This is a genomic window from Mycetocola reblochoni REB411 (genome assembly GCF_900163835.1).
GTDB lineage: Bacteria > Actinomycetota > Actinomycetes > Actinomycetales > Microbacteriaceae > Mycetocola_B > Mycetocola_B reblochoni.
Map to the genome: position 1 here is coordinate 20,703 of NZ_FUKR01000050.1, position 25,517 is coordinate 46,219.

The following is a 25,517-nucleotide window of genomic DNA, read 5'->3' on the forward strand; positions in this document are numbered from 1 at the left end:
CCCGGCGGGCAGTGCTGTACGCACAGCCTCAGCCGGGTTCCTCGTTCCCGCCCATGGCATGAACGAAACAGGACCCGGCGGGCAGTACCAACGTGCAGCCTTAGCCGGGTCCCTTCATTCCACTATTTGAAGCCCCTGGCCTTACGGTCCGGGGCTTTTTCTATGCCCGGGGGCGACGTCAACACGTAGTACGCGTGAAGGGCGACCCATGATGCGGCCTCTCCGAACGCGGAGGCGTCCCTGCGTCACCCCCGACCATCCGTCCGAGGCGCCCTGTCATGCGTCTTTCCGTCGGCCAGCTCAGCCGTGGACGAAACGAGCCGCCCGCCCCGTATGTCGAGATGCGTTCTCCGTGCGGGGCGGGCCCATTCTCCCCGGCTGTCACGAGGGCGGTCGGGTTCCACCGAGAGCAGGAGGCTCACATGTCCGAAGTCACGCCCGCCCCAAGCGATCCCCCCGTCGAGTCGACGCCTGCACCCGTCGAGCCGCAGCCGACGTCTCCGGCGCCGCAGCAGGCCGCCCCGGCGCCCACGCCGGAGCCCGTCAAGGTGAAGGGCGACGCCGACGACTACATCCGGGAGCTCCGCGACGAAGCCAAGCAGCGCCGCATCGCCGCCGAGACACTCACGAAAGAGCGCGACGAAGCCGCCACCGCGCGCGACGCCGTCACCGCCGAGCGCGACACCCTCGCCCGGCAGAACGCCGTCATCCTCGCATCGCAGGGCCTCGGCGCGAACGCCGCCGCGATCCTCGACTCCCGCGCTCTCGAATCCAAGCTCGCTGCGGTAGATCCCAGCGACCCGGACGCCGTGAAGGCCTTCATCACCGAAGCGATGGAGGCCAACGCCGCGTTCAAGACCGGCCCGGTCATCCCGTCGAGGAACGGCGGAGCACACCAGGGCGGCACACCCGCAGCACAACCACTCTCGCTCGACGCCGCCGTCCGCGGCGCGCTGGGCGGCTAACAATCTGAAAGGGGCACCATGCCTATCTCCCTCGCTGAGTCCAAGCTCAACGCTCAGACCGACCTCGATGTGTCGGTCATCGACGAGTTCCGCAAGTCCGGTGCGATCGCCGACTCGCTGATCTTCGACGACGCCGTCAACCCTGCCGGCGGCGGCGCCACCCTCACCTACGGGTACCGTCGCCTGGTCACGCAGGCCAACGCGAACACTCGTGAGTTCAACAAGGAGTACACGCCTGAGAATGTGCAGACGAAGCACTTCACGACCGAGCTCGGCGTCCTCGGTGGCGCGTTCGAGGTCGACCGTGTGCTCGCGAAGATCGGCCCGGCCGCGTCCGGCTCGATCTCGCTGAACATCGGCCAGCTCGTGAAGGCCACGAACGCGAAGTTCGCCGACCTCGTCATCAACGGTGACGTCGCGGTGGACGCGAACGGGTTCGACGGTCTCGACAAGGCCCTGACCGGGTCGGACACGGAGTTCCGTGCAGGCCAGGTCACGGACTGGTCCGACTTCGACACCGACGCTCGTGCGGAGCACAAGGCGCTCGACGTCATCGACGAGTTCCTGTCGCTGCTCGACGGCGCCCCGACCGTGATCGTCGGTAACGCGAAGGCCCTCGCCCGGGTTCGTGCGGCTGCCCGCCGTGCCGGCATGTACACGAAGGACCCCGTCGAGGGTCTGGTCGGTGCGAACGGTCGCCCGATCGAGCGCGAGACGTACGGCGGCATCGTGTTCGCCGACGCTGGCGCGAAGGCGGGATCGAACGACCCGATCGTGAAGCTCGGCACCCGCACCGTCGACGGCGCAGAGGTCACGGGTCTGACGGACCTGTACGCCTACCGTGTCGGCCTCAACGGCTTCCACGGTGTGTCCACGGCGGGCGGGCAGCTCGCGCAGACGTGGCTGCCGGACTTCTCCACCGCTGGTGCGGTGAAGAAGGGCGAGGTCGAGCTCGGCCCGGTGTCCGTCGCGCTGAAGGCCACGAAGGCCGCGGCCGTGTTCCGCAACATCAAGGTGGCGTGACCATGGCGAAGGCAACCGTGACCGCGCCCGTGGCCGGGTTCACCGGCTCTGTGGCCGGTGTGACGTTCGCCGACGGTAAGGCTGAAGGCGAGATCCCGCAGGCCGCGCTGTCGTACTTCGAGCGGCAGGGCTACACCGTCGAGGTGAAGCCGGCACGCAAGAAGGCCGACCCGAAGGCCGACGAGGGCAAGCCCGCCGAGGGTGAGACGCCGCCCGTCGCCGAGTAACCACCTGGGAGGGGCCGACACCACGTCGGCCCCTCCCCTGGCCTGCCAGGAGGCGACCATGAGCGAACCCGTCTACGCCACCCGGGATGACTGGGACAGCTTCGGCAGCGAAGCGGAACCGGACCCTGACCTGCTCGATGCGCTGCTCGCGCGCGCATCCCGGGAGGTCGACAGCCTCCTCGTCGGCGCCGTGTATGCGGTCGACGAGAACGAGCAGCCCACCGACCCGTCTGTGCGTTCCGCTCTCGCACGCGCCACGTGCGCTTTCGTTGAGTGGTGGGACGACGCCGGTGACATCTCCGGCGCGGCCGCTGCCGGCGGGGCGGTGTCTCTCGGGGCGCTGTCGCTCGGCGGTGGCACGGGGGCGTCCGGCAGTACCGGACGCACTCCCGCGGCCGCGGTCACGGCTCTGCGCGTCGCTGGCCTTGTCGTCAGGGTCGACCATTGACCCGCCGCATCCCCCGCCGCCTCCTGCCGCACCGGGGCACGTCGGTGAAGCCGTTCACCGGCACAGGCCCACGCGGCCCCATCTACACCGACCCGGTACCGGTGAAGCGGTCACAGGTGGAGCAGAAGACCCGCCTGGTGCGAGACAAGGACGGCCGTGAGGTCGTGTCCTCCACGACGGTGTACCTCGAGCCGGGCCCGCACGCGGACCCCGGGTCGATCGTGACGGTGCACACCGGTAAGCCGGCAGAGCGCACGGCGAAGCTCATCACGACGGAGTACATGCAGCATCCGCAGGTCGGCGAGTACCTGGCTTGGAGGTTGGAGTAATGGCTCAGACCTCAGGGTGGCGTGGGGACGAGTTCGCGAAGCTGTCCGCGGTGGGTGCGGCTTCCGGGCTGACGAAGGCGGCGGAGTTCCTGCGCGGACAGTCCGTCCCACTGGTGCCGGTAGACAGAGGAGACCTGGAAGATTCAGCGTCGGTACAGCCTGCCACGGTGAGCGATCTCGAAGCGACGGTGTCGTACGACACTCCCTACGCCGTCATCCAGCACGAACGGCTCGACTTTCACCACTCGGAGGGGCAGGCGAAGTACCTCGAGGGTCCCCTCGAGGAGAACCGCGGGACGCTGCAGGAGCTCATTGCAACGGAGGTGCGCCGTGCCACCGGAGGATAGCTACGTGCCCGCGCTGATGTCTGGCCTTGCCGAGCACATCAGCGCGGCCGGTATCGCCACGTACCGGGCAGACGCGCCCTACGCCGATGACGAGCTCGGCATCGTCTTTCAGACCATGCCAGAGACGGGCACCGCGATGTGCATCAGCTACTACGGCAGCACCGACCCGACCGATGCGCAGATCGCGGAGACGCGACTGCAGGTCAGGTGGCGGTGCGGAGAAGACCCGTTCGCCGGCCTCGCTGTCATGGACCAGCTGCGCGCACTGCTGCACCGCCGCCTGTATCTGCGGCTCGGCACTGTGCAGGTCACCAGCGTCCGCAGGATCTCCGCGGGCCCCCTCGGCAACACCGACGACCGGCCCGAGTTCGTATCGAGCTTCGGGTTCGTGGGCCTGCGCCCACTCCCACCGGTACGCGACCCCGCGTAACGGAACACCCCACCAGCCCCGCCATCGTGCGGGGCTTTCGCAGTTAAGGAGCGAACCGCATGACCACTTTCGATCAGATCAAGCCCACCGCGGGTGACACCCTCGCGTCGCACGAGTACATCCTCGACATCGCGAAGTACGCCACGACCGGTGTCGTGCCGTCCTCGTTCATCAACGTGCCCGACTTCAAGGACTTCGCGCCGGCGGCGCCGCCGAAGCTCGCGAACGTCACCACGTACGCGAACAAGGGCAACACGGCCCAGCGCAAGACCGGTGAGGACTGGACGGCCCAGTTCAACGTCCTCCCGATCATCGGGGACGACGGGTCGCTGCAGCCCGAGCTCGAACTGCTCCTCGCCGCCGCTGACGGTATCGGTGCGGAGAACCTCATCTGGTTCCAGTACTACCACGCACGTGTCGCGTCGCTGGCGTACCAGGGCACCGCGGCCGTCGAGGTCACCCGTCAGAACACGGGCCCCGAGGGCGAGATCGAGTTCTACTCGATCACCCTCACCGGCCAGGGCGACCGGGTGAAGGTGCAGAACCCCGCGACGGCGCCCGGTGGCGACTCCAACGAGGGCGCCATCGACCCCGACGGGGAGTAGCACCCGCTGACTGCAGGGCCGGGGTTCGTGGATGGCCCCGGTCCTGCACCACACATCCACTCATCCGCACCGTTTCAGGAGGAACACGCATGTCCATCACCGCTTTCGAGCGTGGCCGCTCACTCGTCTTCACGATCGGCGACCAGGCCGAGCCCGACCATGTCACCATCACCGTCCCGCCGCTGCCTGTGCGCGACGGCGCCCTGCTGCTCGCCGAGTACGTCGGTGTGGTGTTCGGCGAGGCCGACAGCATCGAGGAGCTCGGACGCAACGCCGAGTCCATGGCCCGGCGTGCCGTGGGGCCGACCGCGTGGGAGGCCCTGCAGGAGCTCCGCGCGGAGGAGTCGAACACCGTCATCAACGCCGCGGTCATGTGGAACGTGCAGGGCGGCGGCATGCAGCTCGTCCGCGACATCATCGCCGGCGACCCCCGGGTCACGGTCCCAAAAGCACGAGAGGCCCTGCTGAACGAGCACGACCTCTCTCAGGCTTCCGCAGCGCTGGGGACATTGCTCAGTGGGGCGTTGGAGTCCCTGACCCCGTCACAGGACGGTACCCCCGATACGACTATCCCGACTGGTACCTCGACGCCCTCCGAGGGCTGACGGCACCCGCCGACAACACGGAACCGCCTCGACCCACACTCACCGACCGTGACGTGTGGGTCGAGGTGTTTCGCACCTGGTCCGAGGTGACCGCGCTTGACCTGCACCAGGTCTACGGCATCGACGACCTCGACCTCTTCGCCCGCAACGACCGCCCGTGGCGGTGGGCAATCACCCGCATTCTCGGCCTTCTCGATCTCCCTGAGACCCGGTTGCGGGCGGTGATCGACGGCCTCACCAAGCAGTAGAGGAGGCCCGCCGATGGCGTTCAACGCTGGCGAGCTCGTCGCCACTATCCGACTCGATGGGCAGGACGCGGTCGCGCGTGGCCTGGACCACACCGGCCAGAAGTTCACGGCCACGCAGCGTGCCGCGGATGCGGCGGGGAGGGCGGTGTCCGGGGCGTTCCGGGGTGCATCGCTCGCGACCGGCGCGGCCGCGGCGACCGCTGTCGGTCTGACGTCGAAGATCATCGCCACGGGTACCGCGTACAACGCGCTGCAGCAGTCTTCGCGTGCGGCGATGAACACCCTCATGGGTGGCGCGAAGCAGGCGAACGCGCAGATGGACAAGCTCGACGCGTTCGCGAAGAACAGCCCGTTCTCGAAGGCCACGTTCATCCAGGCGCAGCAGCAGCTCATCGGCTTCGGCGTGGAAGCGAAGAACGTCATCCCGATCCTCGGCGCGGTGCAGGACGCGACCGCGGCGGTCGGCGGCAACAACGAGACCATCTCGGCAATCGTCGACATCATGGCCAAGATTCAGTCTTCGGCCAAGATCACCGCCGAGGACCTGAACATGCTCGGTGGTCGCGGTATCGACGCGGCGACGATCATCGGCTCGCAGATGGGCAAGACCGGCGCCGAGATCCGGGAGTCCATCACCAAGGGCACGCTGGGCGCCGATGAGGCGCTCACCGCTCTGACGACGGGGATGCAGACGAAGTTCGACGGTGCCGCCGCGAACGTGAAGAACACGTACGACGGCATGCGCGACCGCATCAAGGCCTCGACGCGCGACATCGGTGCGGCGATCGCTGAACCGTTCGTGTCGAAGCAGGGCGGCGGCATGGCGGTGGCCTGGGGAAACCAGGTCGCTGACGTGTTCCGTGCCGTGGAGAAGCAGGTCCCGGCGGTCATGGCCGTCGTGGAGAAGCGCGGCGGTACCGCGTTCGCGGGTATCACGAAGCAGCTCGACGCGATGAAGGTGTCGGTCAAGTCGTTCGACCCGGGCCGTATCGAGTCGTTCCTCGATGGGATCGGCGACAACGCGCCCGCTGTCGCGGGTGTTGCTGGCGCTGTGCTGGCGATGAACACCGGCTTCCTGAAGGGCATCCCGGTGCTGAGGCAGTTCGTTCCCGCTTTGGCGCCGATCCCGACCGCGTTGGCTGCGATCGCTCTGGCGTCGCCGGAGGTGCGCTCGGCACTCGGTGATGTGCTCTCCTCGTTCGAGCCGCTGCTGCCGGCCGCGGTCGAGCTTGCAGGGACGCTCTCGGGCACGCTCGACGCTGCACTGCCGATCGTGGCGACGGGTCTCGAAGCTGTTGCTTCGGTCGCGAAGCCTGTCGCTGACGTTCTCGCGAAGATCCCCGGGCCGGTGCTGTTGGGGGCGGCAGCGTTCCTCGCGCTGTCTCGCAACTCCGGCATGCTCGGCGCGGGGCTGAAGACTGCGAACACCGCCTTGCAGACGTTCCGCGACCAGATGAAGGTGCAAGCCGCTCTGGGCGCGATGAGCGGTCAGGCTGCTGCGGCCGGTGGAGCTTTCGCAGTCGCTGGAACGAAGGTCACGGGGTTCGGGAACGCGCTCAAGGGGGCGTTCCTCTCGAACCCCGTCGGTCTGGCGTTGACGGGCATCTCGATCGCGGCTGGCCTGGTCGTCGGCGCGTTCACGTCGGCGGGTGAGGCTGCTCAGAAGTCGAAGGAGCAGATTCGCGCGCTGCAGGACACGCTCACCGAAACCGGTGCGGTTACCGAGTCCACCGCTGAGCAGATCTCGACCAACCTGCAGGAGAAGTTCGACGCGATCAGCGGCGAGCAGGTCGAGAAGGTGCTGAAGGACCTCGGGGCTGACGCCGATGTGCTCGCTGACTCCCTCGTCAAGGGAGGGCCAGCTTTCGACGAGTACGTTGCGAACCTCAAGGAGATCGCCTCTCAGACCAAGGAGGTTTCGGCCGGGGCCGGCGGTCGCGTCTACCTCACCGAGGGGATGACCGAAGAAGCGGTGGCCGCGCAGAAACTCCTCGACGCCCTCTCCGCCGTGGACTCTCAGCTAGGTGAGTCGCAGGACAAGATGCGTGCTGATGCGGAGAAGCACCGGGCTGCCCGGGCGGCGATGACCGACTCGGCCAGGGCTGCTGAGGACTGGGCTACCGCCGTAGGGATCGCCTCGGACAGCACAAACACGGCGACGGAGCGCATCAACGCGATGCGGCAGGCGCTCGATCTCCTCAACGGTGGTGCCATGTCCGCTGCGGAAGCGCAGCGCGCAGTTGACCAGAGCGCGCGCAGCATCTCCGAGGCGCTGTCCGAGACGGACAAGAACGGCAAGAATCTCGCCTCAACCTTGATCGATTCGGCCGGCGCGATCGACACCACCACGGAATCCGGAGACCAGCTCTACCAGAGCTTCGCAAACCTGCGAGACAACGCCGACAACGCGCTTGTCTCCATGGTCAACGCGGCAGATGAGTCGGGCGAGGCATGGACGAAGGCAGACGCCGAGTCCGCCGTTCAGGGGTACGTCGACTCCATTCGATCCGCTGGCGAGGCGGCGGGGCTTTCGAAAGAGCAGATCCAGGGCCTCGTTGACCAGTGGGTTGGCCAGCCAGAGGAGAAGGCGTTCATCCTCTCGTTCACGGGCGATGAGGAGGTCCGCAAGAAGCTGGCGACGCTTGCTCAGGAGCTCGGTTTGCTCCCCTCGCAGGTCGCGTTCGCGGTTTCGAGTGACGGGACCGTGGACGCAGCTCGCCTTGAGGTTCTGAGGCTTGGCGCCGATGTCCTGAACCTGCCCGAGGGCAAGTCGCTGAAGATCGACGCGCCGTCGGCTGGCGCACGGGCGGAACTTGAGGCGCTCGGGTTCAAGGTGCAGGAGCTCCCTGACGGGCGCATCGAGGTCACACAGACGGGAGCCCAGACCGCGGGCAACCAGATTGCCGAGGTCGCGAACCGCAGCTACACGGCGACGATCCGCGTCACCCGAGTCGAGGAGATTCAGCGGGCGTACACGGACCCTGTCGCGGGTAAGCCGCTGATCCTGCAGGGCCCGGGTTCCCGGAACGGGAATCTGTTCGACGGCGGCAAGGCGCAGGCCTTCGCGAACGGTGGTTTCCCGACCGGGATCTACGCCGGCCGGCCGGGTGCGATCCACAAGTTCGCTGAACCGGAAACGGGCTGGGAGGCGTACGTCTCCGGCCGACCAGGTCAGGAGCCACGGAACCGGAAGATCCTCGAGGAAGCCGCCGCGCGTCTTGGCGGTGTCGCGATGTTCGCCAACGGCGGGCTGACCGGCGCCAGGCAGGGCGGCGTGACGGCGTTCGCCAAGGGCGGGCTCACCGACGACCAGAAGCGGCTCCTGTCCGGGGTGTCTGGCATCCGCTCGTCGTGGAACCAGGCGCAGCGGCGCGGGGAGAACCGTGCCGCCGGCCGCGAGGGCAACGGGCTGTCGCTCGTTGACGAGGTGTTCCGGCTCGCGGAGACGTCGGGCAAGCGCTCGGCGGCATCGCTGCGCCGCACCGGCTTGTCGTCCGAGAAGCAGTTCCTGAAGCTCGAGAAGCAGTCGGACAAGGCGGAGAAGGCCGTGACCCGAACGACGACGGCACTGTCGAAGGCGAAGGACAAGCTCGCGGATCTCCGCTCTGCGGCGGCGTCGATGGCGTCGTCCGTGGCGTCAGCGGTGCGCCGGTTCTACGACCTCGGCACGATCGGCGCGGTGAAGACCGAGAAGGTGCAGGAGACTCGCCAGGTCGGCACCGGCCGGAACGCGTACTACGAGACGCGCGAGGTCGAGAAGACCACGAAGCCGACCGCATCGACGATCAAGTCCGGGATGCAGAAGAGCGCGGCGGCGATCAAGAAGTTCGCCGACACGTTGAAGAAACTGCAGAAGAAGGGCTACCAGCCGGGGTTCCTCGCCGAGGTTGCCGAGCTCGGTGTCGAGGAGGGGCAGCCCGTCGCGGATGCCCTGCTGAAGGCGTCGACCGCGGACCGCAACGCCATCAACTCGGCGTACAAGACGATCAACTCCCAGTCGAACGCGGCGGGGAAGACCGTTGCGGATGCGAACTACGCCTCGCTGATCAAGAAGGCCGAGGCGCAGCAGAAGACCGCGCAGAGGGCTGCCGACCAGGCGAAGAAGGACGCGAAGGCTGTCCAGGCCCGCATGGGCAAGGAAACGGATCGGCTCATCAAGGCGATGTCGAAGGCGCTGAACTCCGGCAAGGGACTGGCGTTCGCAGACGGCGGCATGATCACGGCGTTCGCGAACGGTGGCCCACGGGTGTCTCAGATCGCTACCGGCGGTCAGAACATCCTCTGGGCGGAACCGGAGACGGGCTGGGAGGCATACATCTCGGGGAAGCCGTCGATGCGAGCCCGGAACATCGACCTGATGGAGAAGGTCAACCGTCGGATGGGTTCACCGTTGACGTCGTCGCCCGCGCCGAACATCACGAACAAAGGAGACACGATGCAGGTCAACTACCACGCCGCTCCGTCGTCGGCGCCGATCAGCGATGAGCAGCAGCTCACACGGCTGACACGGCGCGCGTACGCGGCACGGGCACGCATGCGGACGAGGAGGTAGGGCGTGGCCGGCATCGAGTTCGTCATCGTCTCCCCTGTCGGCGATGTGGTGCCTCTCGCGTCCGGCGTGAACGATCCCGGCGACTTCCGTCTCATGACGGGGGTCGTCGGGTTCGGGGCGCCGGGCGTCGACGTCAATGCGCGGGATTCCGCCGGCGGTGGGCTGATCGTGCGCAACTTCCGGGTGCAGGCGCGTTCGTTTAATCTGCCGGTCGGTATCGACGCGGTGGATCGTTTCGACATGGCTGACAAGCAGCGCCGCCTCGAGGCTGCGACGCATGCGCAACCGGGCTTGCCTTATCCGCGTCTGCGCGCCACGTACGCGACCGGGCGGGTGCTCGAGCTTCCGTTCTACGTGACCTCCGGTTTCGAGGAGACGTACACGGAGACGGGCGAGCGGTGGACGGTGTTCGACCTCACCGCGACGGCCCCGAAGCCGTACTGGCGGGACACGGAGACGCGTGACTTCGCGATCACGCCACCGCTCGAGGGCGTGCCGCTGCTCACCAACCTGGCGACGATCCCGCTGACTGCGGGTGCACCGTCCGGTGAGCTCACCGTGACGAACCCGGGCGACGTCGCGGTGCCGCTCGAGTGGGAGGCCGTCGGCCCGTTCACTCGCGCCGAGATCACGGTGGGCGGCGACCGGTTCGTCATCGGAGCGCTCACGAGCGCTGAGGCTGTCATCATCCGGGCGTCGCAGGCGGGCGGGTTCACCGTTCAGGACGGGTCCGGCGGGGACGCGTACTCGAAGATCGGCCCGGCTCCACGATTCCCATCGATGCCGGCGGGTGTCCGCCAGGTGCGCGCCACGGTCACGGGCCAGGCGTCGGGCTCCCGCATTACAGGCCGGTTCCGTCCGGCGTATCGCAGCGTGTTCTAGGGAAGGACTCATGCAGAGAACGAACTTCTACAAGGACCCGATGATGTCGTTCGACTCGACGGTCCCCCAGCCGAAGCCCACCGTCCTGGTAGGCACCGTCGGCCAGGTGAAGGACGGAAACGGCCCGTTCGGGACGATGAGCTTCGCCTCGCTGGCGACGATGGGTCAGTTCAACATGACCGGGCTCGCGCTGTTCGGCGGGCCGTTGTCGGCATGGCTGCCGGCCGGTGTGGGGGCGGTGACGCTCTCGCTGTACGTACGCGCGTCGATCGAGTGCGAGATCCGCATCACCACCACTGCCAGCGGGAACACGATGATGACGCCGTTCATCGTGCCGCAAGGCGAGTGGACCCGACTGGTGGTCACGATCAGCATCGGCACCTCGTCGGCCATGGCCGCGTACTTGGAAGCTGACCCCACGAGCGAGGCCGGGCCTCGGCGAGTCGAGATCGCCGCCGTGCAGCTTGAGGAGGGGTCGGAGGCTACCCCGTTCTTCGCGGGTGACTTCTCGTCCTCGCCGATGTGGCAGAGCTCATGGCTTGGCGAGCCGGGCCGGTCAGCGAGTGTCGCGCGTATCCGTGACGAGGTGCCCACCGCGCCGACGTACGAGGTCCCGGCCGTGGAGATCCGCGACCGCAACCGCAACCGGGTCGGCCTCCTCGCCGGCGCTGACTCGGTAACGATCAGCCCGCGGAAGAACACCACCGGCGTGTGGACAGCGGTGCTGCCGGCGCGCGTCCTCGACGACGACGGCAACGAGGTCTTGAACCGGTCCGCCCAGCTGCTCGCGGAGGACGGCGCCGGCATCCGCACCGTCCTCCCCGGAGGGCGGGCGGTGTCCGGCCCTGTCGAAACCCGAGCACTGGACGAGTCCACCGACGACCCCGGCGGCACGTGGACCTTCACCGGGTGCACGGACATGCACATCCTTGAGGACGACGTCGCTTACCCGGACCCGTCGAACGCCGCCCCGGGCATGCAGTCGAAGACGAAGGACTACCGCAAGGGTGCAGCGGAGACGCTGATGCGCGCGTTCGTGTCGGACAACATTGGCCCGACCGCGCCCACCGCACGCCGCCTCACCGGGCTGACGTTGACCCTGGACCAGGGGCGCGGCGGCACGGTCGAAGGCACCGGGGAATGGCAGAGCCTCCTCGAGCTCCTACAGGGCGTCGGGCGGGTCTCCGGTCTCGTGTTCGACGTGTTCCAGAACGATGACGGACAGCTCGTGTTCGCCGTTGATACACCCGTTGACGCGGCAGCGCACGTGCGCATGTCGGTGTACAACGGCGACCTGGACTCCACGTCCGCCACCTCGGCCGCGCCTGCCGCGACGGAAGTCCTGGTCTTGGGGCCAGAGGACGAGACGACGGTGCGCCGCACGGTCATCCGCCGCACCACGGCGACGTCGGAGGCCGCTGCGACGCGTTGGGGGCGGCGCCGCGTGAGAGTCATCGACGCGCGCGGGTCAGAGACCGCAACGGAGATGGCGCAGGCGGGCGACGAAGAGCTCGCCGACGGCGGCGACACGGTCACATCGGTGAAGGTCGTGCCGGCCGATGGTGCTGCTGCACGCGCCGGCATCGACTGGTGGCTCGGTTCGCTTGTCGCGGTCGACGTCGCCGGCGTGGAGATGGTCGCCGAGATCACTGAGGTGAACTTCATGATCGCGGCGGAGGGCGTTCTCGTCACGGCGACGGTCGGCGACAGTGTCGGCTACGACGAGGCCGAGGTCGTCGCGGCGCGGCTCGCGGACCTTGAGTCCCGGACGTCAGCTGTGGAACGCACCGCGTCTGCCACGGCCAACGCCGGGACCCGACTCAACAACCTCGAAGTGCGCGTATCGACGCTGGAAGCTGCGGAGTCCTCACGGCTCGCGATGGCAGCGGGCACCGTGCTTGTCGCCCCCGGCACGCCGACAACCGTCACAGTGGCGTACCCCGCGGGGCGATTCTCGACCACGCCGTCGACTGTCGCGGGCCCCGCGACGGGAGTGCCGCAGTACGTACTGGTGTCCGTGTCGAACGAGTCCGCAACGTCCTTCCAGATCGTGCTGAGGCGCTCGGGTTCCACCAACACGGGCGTCCGCTGGATCGCAATGGAGAGAGGCTGACATGTTCATCGAGATCGACCGCGACGGGGAGACGCTTCGCGTCCCTGCCGTCATCGTCAGGTGCACCTCCGCGACCTGCAGCAACGCCGGCCTGGACCTCATCATCCCGGCTGACTACGGCGACTCCATCATCTGCGGCGTCTGCCGCACCGCCATCACCGAGATCACGGCACCGCCAGAACCAGCGGCGCCGCTCGCCATCGAGCCCCCCAGACAGGAGCCCACCGCATGACCATCACCGCATACCCCAAGGCCGGCCAGCTCGTCACCGAGGAACAGTGGTCGCGCTACTTCGAGACGATCACCGACAACGGACCCGCGAACGGGTTCACCGTCACAGCGAACGCCTCAGGCATGACCGTGCAAGTCGCCGCCGGGCTCGCCTACGTCCGAGGGCACGCCTGCATCTCAGACGCCACCGAGACGCTCGCGATCGCCGCAGCACCATCGACCGGGAACAAGCGCATCGACACCGTCGTGCTTCGACTGAACCGCGCCCTGTCCCCCATCGTGCAACTCGCCGTGAAGACCGGCGTCGCCACCACCGGGACACCGGTCGCCCCGGCACTCGTCCAGGAGCTCAACGGCATCTGGGAGGTTCGCCTGCGAGACGTGAACGTCGCATCCGGACAGACCAACGTGGGCAGCACGCACCTCGGCCCGGCGAACCCGATCATGGGCGGTATCAACGAGCTCGCGTTCGCGAACCGGCTCTCGAATGCCGGCGCCGCGACCACGGCAGGGTTCAAGAAGATGATGGACGCCTACCGGGCGTCGCTGCGGACCACGTTCTCCCTGCCGTCGTCCGCCGCCGTGTCCGGATGGTCTGTCGAGGGAACCCTCTACGCCGACATGGGCATCGTCCAGGCGGCGTTCTGGATCACCCGCACCGGTGCCGCGATCAGCGTTCCGTCCCACGGCAACATCGTGAACGAGGACATGTTCAACATCCCCGACGGGTGGCGTCCGTGGCGTGCCGCCGCAATGAGCACGATCGGCACCGGCCCTGTCACTACCGGTGCGATCTACCCGGGCGGGCGCGGACTACTCACGGCGGTCGCGGGCGGGTCCACGATCCCCCGCGGCTGGGAGGTCTCGCTCGGCAGCACCTACATCCGCGCCTGACCCCGTCACCTGACCGGCCCCGCCACTGTGCGGGGCCTTTCTCATGCCCCCGAAAGGAGCATCATGTCTACCCCCGCTTTCCCCTTCTCCCTGTCCCGGGTCACGTCCGAGTTCGGGCGCCGATGGCTCAGCCTCAACGGCGGCTTCTGGAACAACCACGAAGGCATGGACTTCGGCGTCGGCCTCGGCACACCCGTGCCTCTCGCCGCAGACGGCAAGCTGTCCGCATCCGGCCGATCGCACCCACTCTGGGGCAACTGGCTCGAGTACGACCACGGCCCGTTCAAGACCCGGTATCACGGCGTCACGCCGGCGTCGGTGCCGTCCGCCCCTCGCTCGGCCCCGAAGGGCGCGATCATCGCGCACACCAGCCAGCCTGGCGCGTCCACCGGCCCGCACCTTCACTTCGAGCTCGTTGTCGGCGGGCGCAAGGTCAACCCGCGGAACCTCACGAAGTACCGCGGCACGTACAAGCACGTCACCGGGTCGGCTGCCGGCGCCGCCGCGTCCCGCGTCGTCGTCGACGGGCTGTGGGGCAAGCAGACCATCACGGCTGTTCAGAAGGTCCTCGCACGCACCCTCGCGGTGAAGGTCGACGGTGCCTGGGGCTCGCAGTCCATCAAGGCGCTGCAGAAGTCCCTCGGCGTCGCCCAGGATGGCCGGTTCGGCCCGCAGACGATCCGCGCCTGGCAGAAGCGCCTCCGCGTGACCGTCGACGGGAAGTGGGGCAAGCAGTCCGTCACGGCGCTGCAGAAGCGCATCAACGCAGCGAACCGGATCTACGCATGAACAGCCGGCCGCGCCTGAACGGGCTCCGCGGAGCCGGCCTCCTCGCCGGCGCCGTGTACTGCCTCACCCGCGGGCTCGGCTACCTGCCCATCGCCGGCGACGTCCCGGAGAAACTACCAGGCGGGCTGCAGCTCCTCGCCACTGCGCTCTCGATCGAGGTGTGGGGCGGCATCTGGCTATGCATCGGCATCGTCTGCGCGCTGCGCGCCTTCTCCCCGAACGACGCCCTCGCCTGGGGGCTACTCGTCGGCATCATGGCCGCATGGGGTGCCGCCTACGCACTCGGCTGGGGCCTCTCGCTCCTCGTCAGCCCCGGCTCCCGCGAGTGGCTGTCCGCCCTGACCTACCTCGGGCCCGCCGCGATCATCGCCGCGCTCTCCGCACGAACAGCACGGAGGGACGATGCCCAGTGAAGCCTACGGATGGTTCGCAACCGCAGCCGTCGCAGTGATCGGAGCGTTGGCGACCATCGGCGCCGCGCTCGCAAACAACAGCGGCCGCCGCGAGAACAACCTCATCGAGCAACTGCAGGAACAGTCCAACACGCAGGCGCAGCAGATCGGCGGCCTGCTCAAGCGTGAGCGCGCCCGAGACGACTACATCGAGCAGCTGCGCCTGCACATCTCGAACGGCAACCCGCCACCCCCACCGCCCTGGCCCGACGACCTCCGTCGGTGACCCACAACCACGAAGGACACATCATGGCAAAGCACACCACCACCTCCGACACGATCTGGTTCCCCGCGCAGCGTGCCTGGCGCACAGCGCTGGCCGTCGGCGTCCCGGCACTGCTGGGCCTGGTCGTCATCCTCCCCGAGGTCATCACGGCCGTGCTCGAGGGCTACGGCGATCAGGTGCCTGAGGGCCTGCGGCTGTGGCTGCTCGGCGCGGCCGCGTTCATCACGACCACGGCGTCCGTCGTGTCGCGGGTCATGGCGATCCCCGGCGTCGACGCTTGGCTGCGACGTTGGACCCCGTTCGGCTCTGCGCCGCGCGGCGAGTAGCGGCGTCTTCGCGGGGCGCCCGCTTCGGCGAGCACCCCGCGGTGCCGTCAACGTGCGTCTGTTGGCATTTTGTGTAAGGGTTCCGCTCAGCGAGTACACATTCCGCCAAACAGGTGCAAGTTGGTCAAATGTGCCATAATCGGCCCATGGCTACCACCAGTGAGTTCAACGCTCTCGTTAGGGCAAGCACTCTTGAGGACGTCGGCAACGACGGCCTCACCGACAGCGAGCGTAACGCCTACGCCGCAAAGTACCGGGCCGTAGCCGGACGAAGGAGCATCACCCCTGAAGAACGGCGGTTGATGAAAGCCTTCCGCGCTAACCGTGGGGCCCGTTAAGCAAGAAGCAGCTTGGAGCTTGGCTAAGCCGCATCACTCACACGAGCTACAGCAGTTCGTCTGTACTACTCCTCCGAAGAAGCTGCACGACAAGTACCGCGGCAATTACCATCCGAAGCCGTGGGCGCTAGAAGTTCAGTCAGCCATTCGGAACATCCGCCCGCATGGACGCGACACGAATGACTTGATTCGGCTAGGGCATGTCGATGGAAGGCTTGCCCACGTTTCGGAACTGTTCTTCTCGCGTGAGGAACGAACTTTGGCGATCCTCTTGATAGCGACCCATCGTGAGTTTCAGGGAACGGGCCTCGGGGCCCAGTCTCTCGAGAAGACTGTAGAGCTCTTCAACAAGCTTCGTGACGACAACCACGCAGACGAGCTCGTAGCGCGAATCCACCAGAGCAACGACCCGAGTAAGGGGCTTTTCGAGAAGGCGGGATTTGCACCGGGCGGGTCGGTCAGCAAAGACTCCGATTACGTTTTCTGGATGCTTGCAGATGGCTAGACCTCGCGGGGCACTCACTTCGGTGGGTGCCCCGCGTTTTGTCGTTGGTGCCGCGTCCACGTCGACCAGGTGACCTCGGCGGCCATGCGTAGGTCTGGGAAGTAGCCGATGAGGGACCGCCCCTCGGACTCGGCGGCGTAGGTCACGGCACGGTACAGCTTCCGGTCCCGCACGGTCACGGTGCGGATGATCGCGATGCGCCGGTCACGGTCGGCGACGAGCCACTGACCGGGAGGGAACTCCGTCAGCAAGCTCATGGGGGTCCAGTGCTGCGCCACGATCCGTGACGCTACCGGTGACGGCTGACGTTCAGTCGCGCTCGACCATCCATTGCAGCGGGCGCCACCCGTCTGGTATCTGTGCTTCGGCGAGTTCCTTCGCGGCCTCGTAGTTGTCGGCCTCGACGGTGATCTCGCGGATGCCCGACGGGGCGACCGTCACCTCAACACGCATCAACGTCTACTTACTGAACGGGGTCAGCTCGACGCTTGCGCCTGCCGCACTACAAGCCGTAGCAACTCGCTTCAGCGGCGTGTTGACTTCATCTCGAGCGTCTGAGGCAACCAAAACGAGGTCCGTCGTATCAGCCGGCCACGCGTCAAGCACAGCGTTCATACGCTCCTTGACGTCTCCAGATGCTTCCAGTGACGCCTCGTCGAGAAGCCCAAATACTGCTTCTCGCGAAGATAGGCGTTCGTCTGGTGTAGCACCTGCGAACTGGCGATCAGTGTCCCGCCAAGCATTGAACGCCTTGGCAAAGCCGTCGCAGGCACGCACGTTCACACCCTCGTTCGGCTGGCTGTCCTCGGCGACTGTGGACGTCTGTGCGCATCCAGTCAAGGAGAATGCGACAAGCACTAACGCTGCTGTCGAGGCAATTTTGCGCATGGGGGTCCCTTTGTGAAAGCTGCGTGTCACAACAGGCTATCGCCTGCCTGGCCTACCATCCCCCCATGACGGGGCCCTGGCGCGCCTCGTCGACAGATTGGAGTAAGCACATGAGCTGGGAACGCTTTGGAGAGATAGCCGCGATCGCAGTCGCCGAGTATGCGGAACGCCGCAGGAGAGAGGAGGGAGACGAGGACAGCGCCGACACGATTCAGACACGATGACCCGATGAGTCCACCGAGTTGTCACAGTCGCAACGGAACAGGGACGCACGGCGATCGCTGTAAAACCGGGCCATTTTGGCTCCCCTCGTCTCGACCAGATCCACCGTCAGCCCGCTGATCTAACGGAAGGTTACGGGTTCAAGTCCCGTAGCCGGCTCAGCTAAAGCCCCGATCAGAACGCGTTCTTAACACGTTCCGATCGGGGCTTTCGTCGTTACTGTAGCCATGGGACCCGTCGTTCGCGAGAGCATCCGAGGTCATCGAGATGCGAACCCTCGAAGAGGTACTCGTTAGAACATCGGTGGCTGCTGGTTCATGCTCAACAACGAAACCCCTCGCGAAGAAGCACAAACCATCAGGCGCACAGTTTGGAAGCCCGCGGTCTACGAGAAGCGGGCGACTGGGAGTACGGCACCGCTGACGCAGCTACGGCTGAGGTGATGACCTACACGGCTTGCTACAGGCGCCTCGACCCCCGTGGTGGAACGACTACGATCACGGCACGACCGCTGAGGACGACAGCCTCAAACTCGACGCGTTCGCGGCCGCCCTCGCCGAGTCCGTCGCGCGATACACCGACCTGGTCTGGGTCGGCACCGAGGTCACGACCTGCGACCCCGCAACCGTGGTCGCGCTGTACCGCGCAGACGCGGCCTCGCCACTATTCTCCCAGGCGTGGACACAGGCGGAACTGCAAAAGAACTTCCCCGGCTTCTCCAGCCAGGACCGCGCCGACCACGTCCTGCAGAACGAGATCCTGCCGGTGCCCGCACGGGGTCGCAGCACACCACAGGCCCCGCTCCGCTTCACCGCCGAAACGGTCGAGTGGGTTTAGCCCTGATCCGTCACGACCGCTGAACGGACGTCGGACCCCGGACCTGCTCCTACTCGCCGCCCTCGTCCGGCTCCGCGCTCGGGCTGGGCGACGAGGTCGCGTAGTCGTCCGCCGCCGTCGTCACGATGAACTGACGCAGCTCATCCGGGTCGGTCGGCGACCCCGTGTACTGCGCGCCGTTCACCAGGATCGTTGGCGTGCCCGTGAGCGAGGTGATCGAGGCGTTCTGGATGCCGCCGTCGATGGCCCGGTCGGAGGCGGCCTTCACCCACGACGCGTAGGTCTGCTCATCGATGCAGGTGTTGATCTGGCTGGTCGGTTCGGCCCCGGCCTGCGACACGAGCTCCTTGATCTGCTCATCGTCGAGGCCCTCGGTCCCCTCGGCGGGCTGGTTCTGGAACATCAAGGTGTTGAAGTCGAAGAAGCTGTCGGGCGCGAAATTGACCACGCATGCCGCCGCGTTCGCCGCGCGCTGGGAGTACTTGGTGCCGAGCGACTGGTTGTTCAGCAGCGCGAGCGGGTGGTACTCGACCGTGATCGCGTCGGACTCGAGCAGCCCCGTGAGCATCTCGGCGTTGGCCTGCTCGAACTGGCCGCAGTACGGGCACAGGTAGTCGAGGAAGATGCGCACGTTGGGCTTCTGCTCGTCCGGCTGGGTGGCGATCGGCTCCGCCCCCTCCGGCAGCGACGGAGTCGGAATGACCTTCAGGCCCGCCCCGACGACGACACCATCACTGGCCATGTTGGCCGGGCTGGCGACGGCCGGACGACTGAACGAGGTGAACACCAGGACGATGACGGCGATGACGGCGATGACCCCCACGCCGATGCCGCCCTGCAGCAGCAGCCGGTTGCGCTTGTCGCGGCGCTTCTGCTTTTCACGCAGCTCCTGTGCCTTCTGCCGCGCGGCGGTTCGCCGCTCGTTCTTGGTGGGGCGCTGGCCGGACCGCTCGTCGCTCATTGATCCTCGCTTGTCACGTTAAAAGATGAACATCCGTCGATCGTCACGACGGACGCGGGGACGGACGGGATGACGTCCACGGGGGCGGGCGGACGTCCGAGACCCATGCTATCCAGGCTCGCTGGGAGCGCGCCACGAGGGGCACGGTGAGCCGTGGCATCCGCCCACCGTCGCCGACGACGAGCGGGCCGTCGCGCGCTCCTGGCCGAGGGCGGCGACGGCGGCGACCGCGCCCGCCCGGACGGTCGCCACGGCTCCCCCGCCGTGCCATACTGAACCGTGAGCGGGCTCCCGCTCACGGCGGACGGTGTGGTTCGCACACCAAGCGTCATCCATCACAACGGATCGTCCGGCACGTACCTGCCGGTGAAGGAGAACACCATGGCCTCGGTCAGCTACGACAATGCAACGCGCTTCTACCCCGGCGGCACCAAGCCCGCCGTCGACAAGCTCAACCTCGAGGTCAAGGACGGCGAGTTCCTCGTCCTCGTCGGCCCCTCCGGAAGCGGCAAGTCCACCGCCCTTCGCATGCTCGCCGGCCTCGAGGAGGTCAACGACGGCAGCATCCTCATCGGCGACCGCGACGTCACCGACGTTCCGCCGAAGGACCGCGACATCGCGATGGTGTTCCAGAATTACGCCCTCTACCCGCACATGACCGTCGCCGAGAACATGGGCTTCGCGCTCAAGATCGCCGGCGTCTCCAAGGAGGAGCGGGCCGCACGTGTCGAGGAGGCCGCCAAGCTGCTCGACCTCGAGGACTACCTCAGCCGCAAGCCGAAGGCGCTCTCCGGCGGTCAGCGTCAGCGCGTGGCCATGGGCCGCGCCATCGTCCGCCAGCCGCAGGTGTTCCTCATGGACGAGCCGCTGTCCAACCTCGACGCCAAGCTCCGTGTGCAGACCCGCACCCAGATCGCATCGCTGCAGCGCCGCCTCGGCGTCACCACCGTCTACGTCACCCACGACCAGACCGAGGCGCTGACCATGGGCGACCGCATCGCGGTCCTCAAAGACGGCATCCTGCAGCAGGTCGGCACGCCGCGCGACCTGTACGAGGCGCCGCAGAACGTCTTCGTCGCCGGCTTCATCGGCTCCCCCGCGATGAACCTCTTCCAGGCGGACATCGTCGAGGGCGGCATCGCCTTCGGCAACGCGGTGCTGCCGATCCCCGCGGACGTTCTCGCCTCGGCGACCGGCCCGCAGATCACGGTCGGCGTCCGCCCGGAGGACATCGACGTGGCCCCGGCCGGCGGCGAGGGCCTCGACGTCGTCGTCGACCTGGTCGAGGAGCTCGGGGCCGACGGCTACCTGTACGGCCACGCCGAGATCAACGGCCTGCGCACGGACCTCGTCGCCCGCGTCGACGGCCGCCGCCACCCCAACGCGGGTGAGACGGTCAAGCTCGTCGCCAAGACCGACCACATCCACGCCTTCGACATCGCCACCGGCGAGCGGCTGAACGCCGCGGTCGTCGTCGACTGACCGAGGCCCCCGCGCCCGCAGACGCCCCCGGACGGGTCACCGGCACGACCGGAGCCCGGCCGGGGGCGTCTGCGATCCGACCCGCACGAGAAGGACCCCGATGAGCGCCACCATGAACATCACCGCGGCGACGGTGGACCCCGCACTGCTCGACCTGCCCTGGCAGCTGCCGCTGGAGGACTGGCCGACGGAGACCATCGCCCTGCTGCCGAAGGGCATCTCCCGCCACCTCGTCCGGTTCGCCAACCTGTCCGGCTACGTGGTCGCCATCAAGGAGACCACCGACGAGATGGCGATCGGCGAGTACGAAATGCTGCGCACGCTGCAGCGCATGGACATCCCCTGCGTCGACCCGGTCGCGGTGATCACCAACCGCGTCGACGAGGACGGCGACGAGCTGCGCAGCGTCCTCGTCACCCGGCATCTGAAGTTCTCGCTCCCCTACCGCGCGCTGTTCTCCCAGCAGCTCCGGCCCGACACCGCGACGCGGCTCGTCGACGCGCTCGCGCTGCTGCTGGTCCGGCTGCACATCGCCGGTTTCTTCTGGGGCGACGTGTCCCTGTCGAACACGCTGTTCCGTCGCGACGCGGGGGCGTTCGCCGCCTACCTCGTCGACGCCGAGACCGGCAAGCTCTACGACGGCGGGCTGTCCAGGGGCCAGAGGGAGAACGACCTCGAGGTCGCACGCGTCAACATCGCGGGCGAGCTGATGGACCTGCAGGCCGGCGGCCGGGCCGCCGAGGACCTCGACCCCGTCGAGACCTCGAACGGCATCGTCGCGGCGTACCGCTCGCTGTGGACAGAGCTGACCGGCTCCGAGTCCTTCGCCTCTTCCGAGCGCTGGCGCATCACCGAGCGGGTCGACCGCCTCAACGAGCTCGGCTTCGACATCGAGGAGCTGGCGATCAAGACCACCGACGAGGGGTCGACCGTCAAGATCCAGCCGAAGGTCGTCGATGCCGGGCACCACACCCGGCGCCTCATGCGCCTCACCGGTCTGGACGCGCAGGAGAACCAGGCCAGACGACTGCTCAACGACCTCGACTCCTACAAGGCCACGGTGAGCCCCGACCTGGACGAGGAGGCCGCCGCGCACGAATGGGTCACCCGCGTGTTCGAGCCGGTCGTGCGGTCGATCCCCCGGGAGCTCCGCGGCAAGCTCGAGCCGGCCGAGGTCTTCCACCAGCTGCTCGACCACCGCTGGTTCCTGGCCCAGGAGATCGGGAAGGACGTGCCGCTGGCGGAGGCGCTGACCTCCTACATCAACTCCGAGCTCCGCCACCGCCGCGACGAGGCGACGGTGATCGACCCGCCGACCGGCTCGTTCACGACCGGAATCGAGCTGCCGGACGAGGCCGACTGGCGCGACAGGGTCTGACAGGGTCGGCCGCGTGCCGGCGAGGTCTCGCCCGCACGCGGCCGCCGCGTCGGATCAGGCCTCTGCGCGCAGCTTGGCCACCTCGTACAGGGCGACGCTCGTGGCGATCCCCGCGTTGAGCGACTCGGTCGCGGCGCTGATCGGGATCGACACGATCGCGTCGCAGGTCTCCGTCACCAGCCGGGACAGCCCCTTGCCCTCGTTGCCGACGACGATGACGAGCGGTCGGTCGGCGAGCGCGAGGCCGGGCAGCGGCGTGTCCCCTCCGCCGTCGAGGCCGATGACGAAGTACCCCTGCTCCTTGAAGGACTGCAGCGAGCGGGTGAGGTTGGGCGCCATCGCCACGGGCACGCGCGCCGCGGCCCCGGCCGATGTCTTCCACGCCGAGGCGGTGAGGCCGACCGAGCGCCGCTGCGGCAGCAGGACGCCGTTCGCCCCGAAGGCGGCGGCGGAGCGGATGATCGCGCCGAGGTTGCGCGGGTCGGTGATCCCGTCGAGCGCCACGACGAGCGGGATGCCCTGGGCCTTGGCGGCACGCTCGATGAGGTCCTCCGGGTGCGCGTACTCGTACGGCGGCACCTTGATGGCGACGCCCTGGTGCACGGAGTCGATGCCGGCGAGCCGGTCGAGCTCCGGCCTGGTCACCTCGAGTACGGCCAGACCCCTGCGATTGGCCAGTGTGAGGATCTCCTTGACCCTGTCGTCCATCTCGATGCGCGTCGCCACGTAGAGCGTGGTGGCGGGGATGCGGGAGCGCAACGCCTCGAGGACGGAGTTGCGGCCGGTCACGATCTCGCTGTCGTCCGCCTGCTTGATGCGGCGCGCGGGGGCGGGGCGCTGGCCGGAGCCCTGGCCCTTGCCCGCGCCAGGGCCCTGCGCGCCGTCGGGCCGGCGACCGCGGGCGGCGGCGAGCCGCTCCTGCGCGAGCTTGCGCTTGCCGGCGACGTGGTAGGTCCTGTCCTCGGCCTTGGGCGTCGGGCCCTTGCCCTCGAGCGCCTGGCGGCCGTTGCCGCCGGTGCCCTTGGTCTGCGTCTTCTTGTTCTTCCTGACCGCTCCGGGGCGGTTGTGCTTACTGGCCATCGATACTCCAATGCGCCCCTGAGGGGGTGTCTTCAATGCGAACGCCCGCCGCGGCGAGGTCGTTGCGGATGCGGTCTGCGGTGGTGAAGTCGCGGTCGGCCCTGGCCGTCACCCTCGCGGCGAGCAGCGACTCGACGAGCGTCTCCAGGGCGGCACGGGCGGGATCCGCCCCGGCCTCGCTCCAGGTGTCCGCGGCGGGGTCGATGCCGAGCACGCCGGTCATCCTGCGCACGGCGCCGAGCGCGACGGCGACGGCCGACGGGTCGTCGGCGTCCACGGCCGCGTTGCCGGCCCTGATCGTCTCGTGCAGCACGCCGAGCGCCTGCGGGACGGCGAGGTCGTCGTCCATCGCCGCGACGAAGGCGTCGGGCAGTGCGACTTCCTCGGCCTCCGCGGCGAAGCGGGTGCCGTCGAGCCGGCGCGCGGCCCTGTCCAGGAAGCTCTCGATGCGCTCGACGGCCGCGGCGGCCTCGTCCAGCGAGCCGTCGTGCACGTCGATGGTGGACCGGTAGTGCGCCTGCCCGAGCAGGTACCTGACGACGATCGGCCTCGCCGCGGCGAGCATGTCGGCGGCGAACACCGAGTTGCCGAGCGACTTGGACATCTTCTGGCCGTCGACCGTGACGAGACCGTTGTGCATCCACAGCCGGGCGAACTCGAGCCCGGCCGCCGTCGACTGCGCGAGCTCGTTCTCGTGGTGGGGGAAGCGCAGGTCGAGTCCGCCGCCGTGGATGTCGAAGCTCTCACCGAGGTAGCGCAGCGACATTGCCGAGCACTCGATGTGCCACCCGGGCCGGCCCTCGCCCCAGGGCGACTCCCACACGGCAGAGTCGGGCTCCCCCTGCTTGCGGCCCTTCCAGAGCGCGAAGTCGGCCGGGTCACGCTTCGCACGGGGCTCGCCGTCCGCCGCGTCGGCCATCTGCTCGACGCTCTGATGCGTCAGCGCGCCGTACTGCGGCCAGCTGCGGACCTCGAAGTACACATCGCCTGAGCCGTCCTCGGCCACGTAGGCGTGCCCCCGATCGATCAGCCGGACGATGAGCTCCTGCATCTGCGGGATGCTCGCGGTCGCCCGCGGCTCGTAGCTGGGCGGCAGGATCCCGAGCCTGTTGTAGGCGGAGGTGAACTCGAGCTCGGTCCGGTACGCGAGCGCCCACCACGGCTCGGGGGGCACGGCGTTGACGAGCACCTTGTCGTCGATGTCGGTGACGTTGCGCACGAGCACGACCCGCAGCCCGCTCTCCCCGAGCCAGCGGCGCAGCTGGTCGTAGACGAGCGCGGAGCGCAGGTGTCCGATGTGGGGCGACGACTGGACGGTGGGTCCACAGACGTACACGCGTGCCTCACCGGGGATCAGCGGGGTGAAGTCCTCGAGGCGCTGGGCGCGGGAATCGTACAGTCTTAGTGCCACAGAGGACAGACTACCGGCGCTCGGGGCGGCGACCACACTCCACCGGGGCTGGTTCGCGCGGCTCCGGGCCGGACCGACGCCGCGGTGCCGCTAAGCTGTACGGAGGTCTGAGCGCCCGGTGCACGCCCGGCGCATCCCACACCCTCTTGGAGGCAATCAAGTGAAGTCGCGCGCCCTGGCATCGGTCGCCATCGCAGCCGCCGTCGTCGCGGGTCTTTCGGCCTGCAACCTGGCCGCCCCGCAGGCAACGCAGAAGGTCTACGACCCGAGCGACGGCGTCAGCGCCCACCTCGACGACGTCGTGCTCCGCAACATCATCGTGCTCAGCAACGGCGAGGAGGCGAGCCTGGTCTTCACCGGCGTGAACAACGGTGCGGAGGCCAGCACGGTCTCCATCGACTACTCCTCGAGCCTCGACCCGGTCACCGCGACCCTCGACCCCGGTGCGATGGAGTCCTTCGGCACGGAGCAGAACGACGCCATCGAGCTGCCCGGTCTGCACGCGGCGCCTGGCTCGAACACGACGATCACGTTCAGCATCGCCGGGGCGAGCGACGAGGCCACGGTCCCCGTCCTCGATGGTGCGCTGCACGAGTACTCCACGATCGCCCCGACCCCGACCGCCGGCGCGGAGGAGACCACCCCCGCCGCCGAGGACGCGCACGACGACGAGGACTCGGGCCACTAGGCACGACCCACTCACCGACGCGGGAGGGCCCCGGA

General features: G+C 68.0%; 31 protein-coding genes. 25 read left to right on the forward strand and 6 right to left on the reverse strand.

From position 1 onward, the window contains the following. The first annotated feature begins 422 nt into the window (after window positions 1-422). The 21 genes from FM119_RS08760 (at window position 423) to FM119_RS08855 (ending at window position 16,535) form a co-directional block, all read left to right on the forward strand. Window positions 423-965, forward strand: coding sequence for a hypothetical protein (locus FM119_RS08760; protein WP_087137292.1), 543 nt, complete (start codon window positions 423-425; stop codon window positions 963-965). Window positions 966-983: 18 nt separating this feature from the next. Next, window positions 984-1,988, forward strand: a complete 1,005-nt coding sequence (locus FM119_RS08765) for a major capsid protein (RefSeq protein WP_087137293.1) — start codon at window positions 984-986, stop codon at window positions 1,986-1,988. 2 nt (window positions 1,989-1,990) lie between these two features. After that, a complete protein-coding gene (locus tag FM119_RS08770; protein WP_087137294.1) occupies window positions 1,991-2,215 on the forward strand; it encodes a hypothetical protein in 225 nt (74 codons plus the stop codon). Between the two features lie 58 nt (window positions 2,216-2,273). Further along, on the forward strand, window positions 2,274-2,663 hold the full coding sequence (locus FM119_RS08775) for a hypothetical protein (protein ID WP_087137295.1): 390 nt from the start codon (window positions 2,274-2,276) through the stop codon (window positions 2,661-2,663). A 101-nt stretch (window positions 2,664-2,764) separates the two neighbouring features. After that, window positions 2,765-2,992 (forward strand): hypothetical protein, encoded by a 228-nt coding sequence (locus FM119_RS08780; protein WP_087137296.1) that lies wholly within the window; start codon window positions 2,765-2,767, stop codon window positions 2,990-2,992. 167 nt (window positions 2,993-3,159) lie between these two features. Next, window positions 3,160-3,339, forward strand: a complete 180-nt coding sequence (locus tag FM119_RS14230) for a hypothetical protein (RefSeq protein ID WP_245827401.1) — start codon at window positions 3,160-3,162, stop codon at window positions 3,337-3,339. Further along, on the forward strand, window positions 3,323-3,769 hold the full coding sequence (locus FM119_RS08790; protein WP_143822670.1) for a phage tail terminator protein: 447 nt from the start codon (window positions 3,323-3,325) through the stop codon (window positions 3,767-3,769). The genes FM119_RS14230 and FM119_RS08790 overlap by 17 nt, the downstream gene beginning before the upstream one ends. Window positions 3,770-3,828: 59 nt before the next feature. Beyond that, entirely contained in the window at window positions 3,829-4,374 is a 546-nt protein-coding gene (locus tag FM119_RS08795; RefSeq protein ID WP_087137299.1) for a phage tail tube protein, read from the forward strand. An 89-nt stretch (window positions 4,375-4,463) separates the two neighbouring features. After that, window positions 4,464-4,979, forward strand: a complete 516-nt coding sequence (locus FM119_RS08800) for a hypothetical protein (protein ID WP_087137300.1) — start codon at window positions 4,464-4,466, stop codon at window positions 4,977-4,979. A gap of 86 nt (window positions 4,980-5,065) precedes the next feature. Next, window positions 5,066-5,227 (forward strand): hypothetical protein, encoded by a 162-nt coding sequence (locus FM119_RS08805; RefSeq protein WP_218778753.1) that lies wholly within the window; start codon window positions 5,066-5,068, stop codon window positions 5,225-5,227. A gap of 13 nt (window positions 5,228-5,240) precedes the next feature. Beyond that, window positions 5,241-9,779: a tape measure protein gene (locus FM119_RS08810; RefSeq protein WP_087137302.1), complete on the forward strand. Its 4,539-nt coding sequence runs from the start codon at window positions 5,241-5,243 to the stop codon at window positions 9,777-9,779. Window positions 9,780-9,782: 3 nt separating this feature from the next. After that, window positions 9,783-10,661, forward strand: a complete 879-nt coding sequence (locus tag FM119_RS08815) for a phage tail family protein (RefSeq protein WP_087137303.1) — start codon at window positions 9,783-9,785, stop codon at window positions 10,659-10,661. Between the two features lie 10 nt (window positions 10,662-10,671). After that, window positions 10,672-12,774: a Gp37-like protein gene (locus tag FM119_RS08820; RefSeq protein WP_087137304.1), complete on the forward strand. Its 2,103-nt coding sequence runs from the start codon at window positions 10,672-10,674 to the stop codon at window positions 12,772-12,774. A gap of 1 nt (window position 12,775) precedes the next feature. Continuing rightward, window positions 12,776-13,006, forward strand: coding sequence for a hypothetical protein (locus FM119_RS08825; protein ID WP_087137305.1), 231 nt, complete (start codon window positions 12,776-12,778; stop codon window positions 13,004-13,006). Beyond that, complete coding sequence (locus FM119_RS08830) at window positions 13,003-13,899, forward strand: hypothetical protein (protein ID WP_087137306.1); 897 nt, start codon at window positions 13,003-13,005, stop codon at window positions 13,897-13,899. The genes FM119_RS08825 and FM119_RS08830 overlap by 4 nt, the downstream gene beginning before the upstream one ends. 63 nt (window positions 13,900-13,962) lie before the next feature. Further along, the gene (locus FM119_RS08835) at window positions 13,963-14,688 is read left to right on the forward strand and encodes a peptidoglycan DD-metalloendopeptidase family protein (RefSeq protein WP_087137307.1); all 726 of its coding nucleotides are present in this window, start codon (window positions 13,963-13,965) and stop codon (window positions 14,686-14,688) included. After that, window positions 14,685-15,101 carry a hypothetical protein gene (locus tag FM119_RS08840; protein WP_087137308.1) on the forward strand — a complete coding sequence of 139 codons (417 nt, stop codon included), beginning with the start codon at window positions 14,685-14,687 and terminating at the stop codon, window positions 15,099-15,101. Before FM119_RS08835 ends, FM119_RS08840 begins: the two co-directional genes overlap by 4 nt. Further along, the gene (locus FM119_RS08845) at window positions 15,091-15,366 is read left to right on the forward strand and encodes a hypothetical protein (protein ID WP_087137309.1); all 276 of its coding nucleotides are present in this window, start codon (window positions 15,091-15,093) and stop codon (window positions 15,364-15,366) included. The genes FM119_RS08840 and FM119_RS08845 overlap by 11 nt, the downstream gene beginning before the upstream one ends. Window positions 15,367-15,389: 23 nt before the next feature. Next, the gene (locus FM119_RS08850; RefSeq protein WP_087137310.1) at window positions 15,390-15,692 is read left to right on the forward strand and encodes a hypothetical protein; all 303 of its coding nucleotides are present in this window, start codon (window positions 15,390-15,392) and stop codon (window positions 15,690-15,692) included. A gap of 146 nt (window positions 15,693-15,838) precedes the next feature. Further along, complete coding sequence (locus FM119_RS13655; RefSeq protein WP_143822671.1) at window positions 15,839-16,030, forward strand: hypothetical protein; 192 nt, start codon at window positions 15,839-15,841, stop codon at window positions 16,028-16,030. 19 nt (window positions 16,031-16,049) lie between these two features. Then, window positions 16,050-16,535, forward strand: coding sequence for a GNAT family N-acetyltransferase (locus tag FM119_RS08855; protein ID WP_179205277.1), 486 nt, complete (start codon window positions 16,050-16,052; stop codon window positions 16,533-16,535). 14 nt (window positions 16,536-16,549) lie between these two features. Here FM119_RS08855 and FM119_RS08860 read toward each other — a convergent pair whose 3' ends face one another. Genes FM119_RS08860 through FM119_RS13660 form a run of 3 tightly spaced genes read right to left on the reverse strand, consistent with a single transcriptional unit; the run spans window position 16,550 to window position 17,423 of the window. After that, a complete protein-coding gene (locus FM119_RS08860) occupies window positions 16,550-16,792 on the reverse strand; it encodes a hypothetical protein (RefSeq protein WP_087137312.1) in 243 nt (80 codons plus the stop codon). Between the two features lie 52 nt (window positions 16,793-16,844). Continuing rightward, entirely contained in the window at window positions 16,845-16,988 is a 144-nt protein-coding gene (locus FM119_RS13910; RefSeq protein ID WP_179205278.1) for a hypothetical protein, read from the reverse strand. Window positions 16,989-16,994: 6 nt separating this feature from the next. Then, window positions 16,995-17,423 (reverse strand): hypothetical protein, encoded by a 429-nt coding sequence (locus FM119_RS13660; RefSeq protein WP_143822672.1) that lies wholly within the window; start codon window positions 17,421-17,423, stop codon window positions 16,995-16,997. Window positions 17,424-18,101: 678 nt separating this feature from the next. Between FM119_RS13660 and FM119_RS08865 the strand changes: the two genes are divergently transcribed. Continuing rightward, window positions 18,102-18,482 carry a hypothetical protein gene (locus FM119_RS08865; RefSeq protein ID WP_087137313.1) on the forward strand — a complete coding sequence of 127 codons (381 nt, stop codon included), beginning with the start codon at window positions 18,102-18,104 and terminating at the stop codon, window positions 18,480-18,482. Between the two features lie 49 nt (window positions 18,483-18,531). Here FM119_RS08865 and FM119_RS08870 read toward each other — a convergent pair whose 3' ends face one another. Further along, a complete protein-coding gene (locus FM119_RS08870) occupies window positions 18,532-19,443 on the reverse strand; it encodes a DsbA family protein (protein WP_087137314.1) in 912 nt (303 codons plus the stop codon). A gap of 381 nt (window positions 19,444-19,824) precedes the next feature. Between FM119_RS08870 and FM119_RS08875 the strand changes: the two genes are divergently transcribed. Next, on the forward strand, window positions 19,825-20,925 hold the full coding sequence (locus FM119_RS08875; protein ID WP_087137331.1) for an ABC transporter ATP-binding protein: 1,101 nt from the start codon (window positions 19,825-19,827) through the stop codon (window positions 20,923-20,925). A gap of 100 nt (window positions 20,926-21,025) precedes the next feature. Continuing rightward, window positions 21,026-22,303 (forward strand): DUF4032 domain-containing protein, encoded by a 1,278-nt coding sequence (locus FM119_RS08880; RefSeq protein ID WP_087137315.1) that lies wholly within the window; start codon window positions 21,026-21,028, stop codon window positions 22,301-22,303. Between the two features lie 54 nt (window positions 22,304-22,357). Here the strand turns inward: FM119_RS08880 and rlmB are convergent, their stop codons facing one another. Then, window positions 22,358-23,383 carry a 23S rRNA (guanosine(2251)-2'-O)-methyltransferase RlmB gene (rlmB, locus tag FM119_RS08885; protein ID WP_087137316.1) on the reverse strand — a complete coding sequence of 342 codons (1,026 nt, stop codon included), beginning with the start codon at window positions 23,381-23,383 and terminating at the stop codon, window positions 22,358-22,360. Next, window positions 23,373-24,794 carry a cysteine--tRNA ligase gene (gene cysS / locus FM119_RS08890; RefSeq protein WP_087137317.1) on the reverse strand — a complete coding sequence of 474 codons (1,422 nt, stop codon included), beginning with the start codon at window positions 24,792-24,794 and terminating at the stop codon, window positions 23,373-23,375. The genes rlmB and cysS overlap by 11 nt, the downstream gene beginning before the upstream one ends. Before the next feature lie 160 nt (window positions 24,795-24,954). Here cysS and FM119_RS08895 point away from each other — a divergent pair, with 160 nt between their 5' ends. After that, complete coding sequence (locus tag FM119_RS08895; protein ID WP_087137318.1) at window positions 24,955-25,482, forward strand: hypothetical protein; 528 nt, start codon at window positions 24,955-24,957, stop codon at window positions 25,480-25,482. The last annotated feature ends 35 nt before the right edge of the window (window positions 25,483-25,517 follow it).

What these genes read in the sequence shown, in the direction of transcription:
- FM119_RS08770 (WP_087137294.1), top strand. Translation starts at nt 1,991, where the DNA reads ATGGCGAAGGCAACCGTGACCGCGCCCGTGGCCGGGTTCACCGGCTCT.
- FM119_RS13655 (WP_143822671.1), top strand. Translation starts at nt 15,839, where the DNA reads ATGGCTACCACCAGTGAGTTCAACGCTCTCGTTAGGGCAAGCACTCTT.
- FM119_RS08820 (WP_087137304.1), top strand. Translation starts at nt 10,672, where the DNA reads ATGCAGAGAACGAACTTCTACAAGGACCCGATGATGTCGTTCGACTCG.
- FM119_RS08840 (WP_087137308.1), top strand. Translation starts at nt 14,685, where the DNA reads ATGAACAGCCGGCCGCGCCTGAACGGGCTCCGCGGAGCCGGCCTCCTC.
- FM119_RS08810 (WP_087137302.1), top strand. Translation starts at nt 5,241, where the DNA reads ATGGCGTTCAACGCTGGCGAGCTCGTCGCCACTATCCGACTCGATGGG.
- rlmB (WP_087137316.1), bottom strand. Translation starts at nt 23,383, where the DNA reads ATGGCCAGTAAGCACAACCGCCCCGGAGCGGTCAGGAAGAACAAGAAG.
- FM119_RS08860 (WP_087137312.1), bottom strand. Translation starts at nt 16,792, where the DNA reads ATGAGCTTGCTGACGGAGTTCCCTCCCGGTCAGTGGCTCGTCGCCGAC.
- FM119_RS13910 (WP_179205278.1), bottom strand. Translation starts at nt 16,988, where the DNA reads ATGCGTGTTGAGGTGACGGTCGCCCCGTCGGGCATCCGCGAGATCACC.
- FM119_RS08875 (WP_087137331.1), top strand. Translation starts at nt 19,825, where the DNA reads ATGGCCTCGGTCAGCTACGACAATGCAACGCGCTTCTACCCCGGCGGC.
- FM119_RS08845 (WP_087137309.1), top strand. Translation starts at nt 15,091, where the DNA reads ATGCCCAGTGAAGCCTACGGATGGTTCGCAACCGCAGCCGTCGCAGTG.
- FM119_RS08870 (WP_087137314.1), bottom strand. Translation starts at nt 19,443, where the DNA reads ATGAGCGACGAGCGGTCCGGCCAGCGCCCCACCAAGAACGAGCGGCGA.
- FM119_RS08800 (WP_087137300.1), top strand. Translation starts at nt 4,464, where the DNA reads ATGTCCATCACCGCTTTCGAGCGTGGCCGCTCACTCGTCTTCACGATC.
- FM119_RS08795 (WP_087137299.1), top strand. Translation starts at nt 3,829, where the DNA reads ATGACCACTTTCGATCAGATCAAGCCCACCGCGGGTGACACCCTCGCG.
- FM119_RS08825 (WP_087137305.1), top strand. Translation starts at nt 12,776, where the DNA reads ATGTTCATCGAGATCGACCGCGACGGGGAGACGCTTCGCGTCCCTGCC.
- FM119_RS08760 (WP_087137292.1), top strand. Translation starts at nt 423, where the DNA reads ATGTCCGAAGTCACGCCCGCCCCAAGCGATCCCCCCGTCGAGTCGACG.
- FM119_RS08775 (WP_087137295.1), top strand. Translation starts at nt 2,274, where the DNA reads ATGAGCGAACCCGTCTACGCCACCCGGGATGACTGGGACAGCTTCGGC.
- FM119_RS08880 (WP_087137315.1), top strand. Translation starts at nt 21,026, where the DNA reads ATGAGCGCCACCATGAACATCACCGCGGCGACGGTGGACCCCGCACTG.
- FM119_RS13660 (WP_143822672.1), bottom strand. Translation starts at nt 17,423, where the DNA reads ATGCGCAAAATTGCCTCGACAGCAGCGTTAGTGCTTGTCGCATTCTCC.
- FM119_RS08765 (WP_087137293.1), top strand. Translation starts at nt 984, where the DNA reads ATGCCTATCTCCCTCGCTGAGTCCAAGCTCAACGCTCAGACCGACCTC.
- FM119_RS08835 (WP_087137307.1), top strand. Translation starts at nt 13,963, where the DNA reads ATGTCTACCCCCGCTTTCCCCTTCTCCCTGTCCCGGGTCACGTCCGAG.
- FM119_RS08850 (WP_087137310.1), top strand. Translation starts at nt 15,390, where the DNA reads ATGGCAAAGCACACCACCACCTCCGACACGATCTGGTTCCCCGCGCAG.
- FM119_RS08830 (WP_087137306.1), top strand. Translation starts at nt 13,003, where the DNA reads ATGACCATCACCGCATACCCCAAGGCCGGCCAGCTCGTCACCGAGGAA.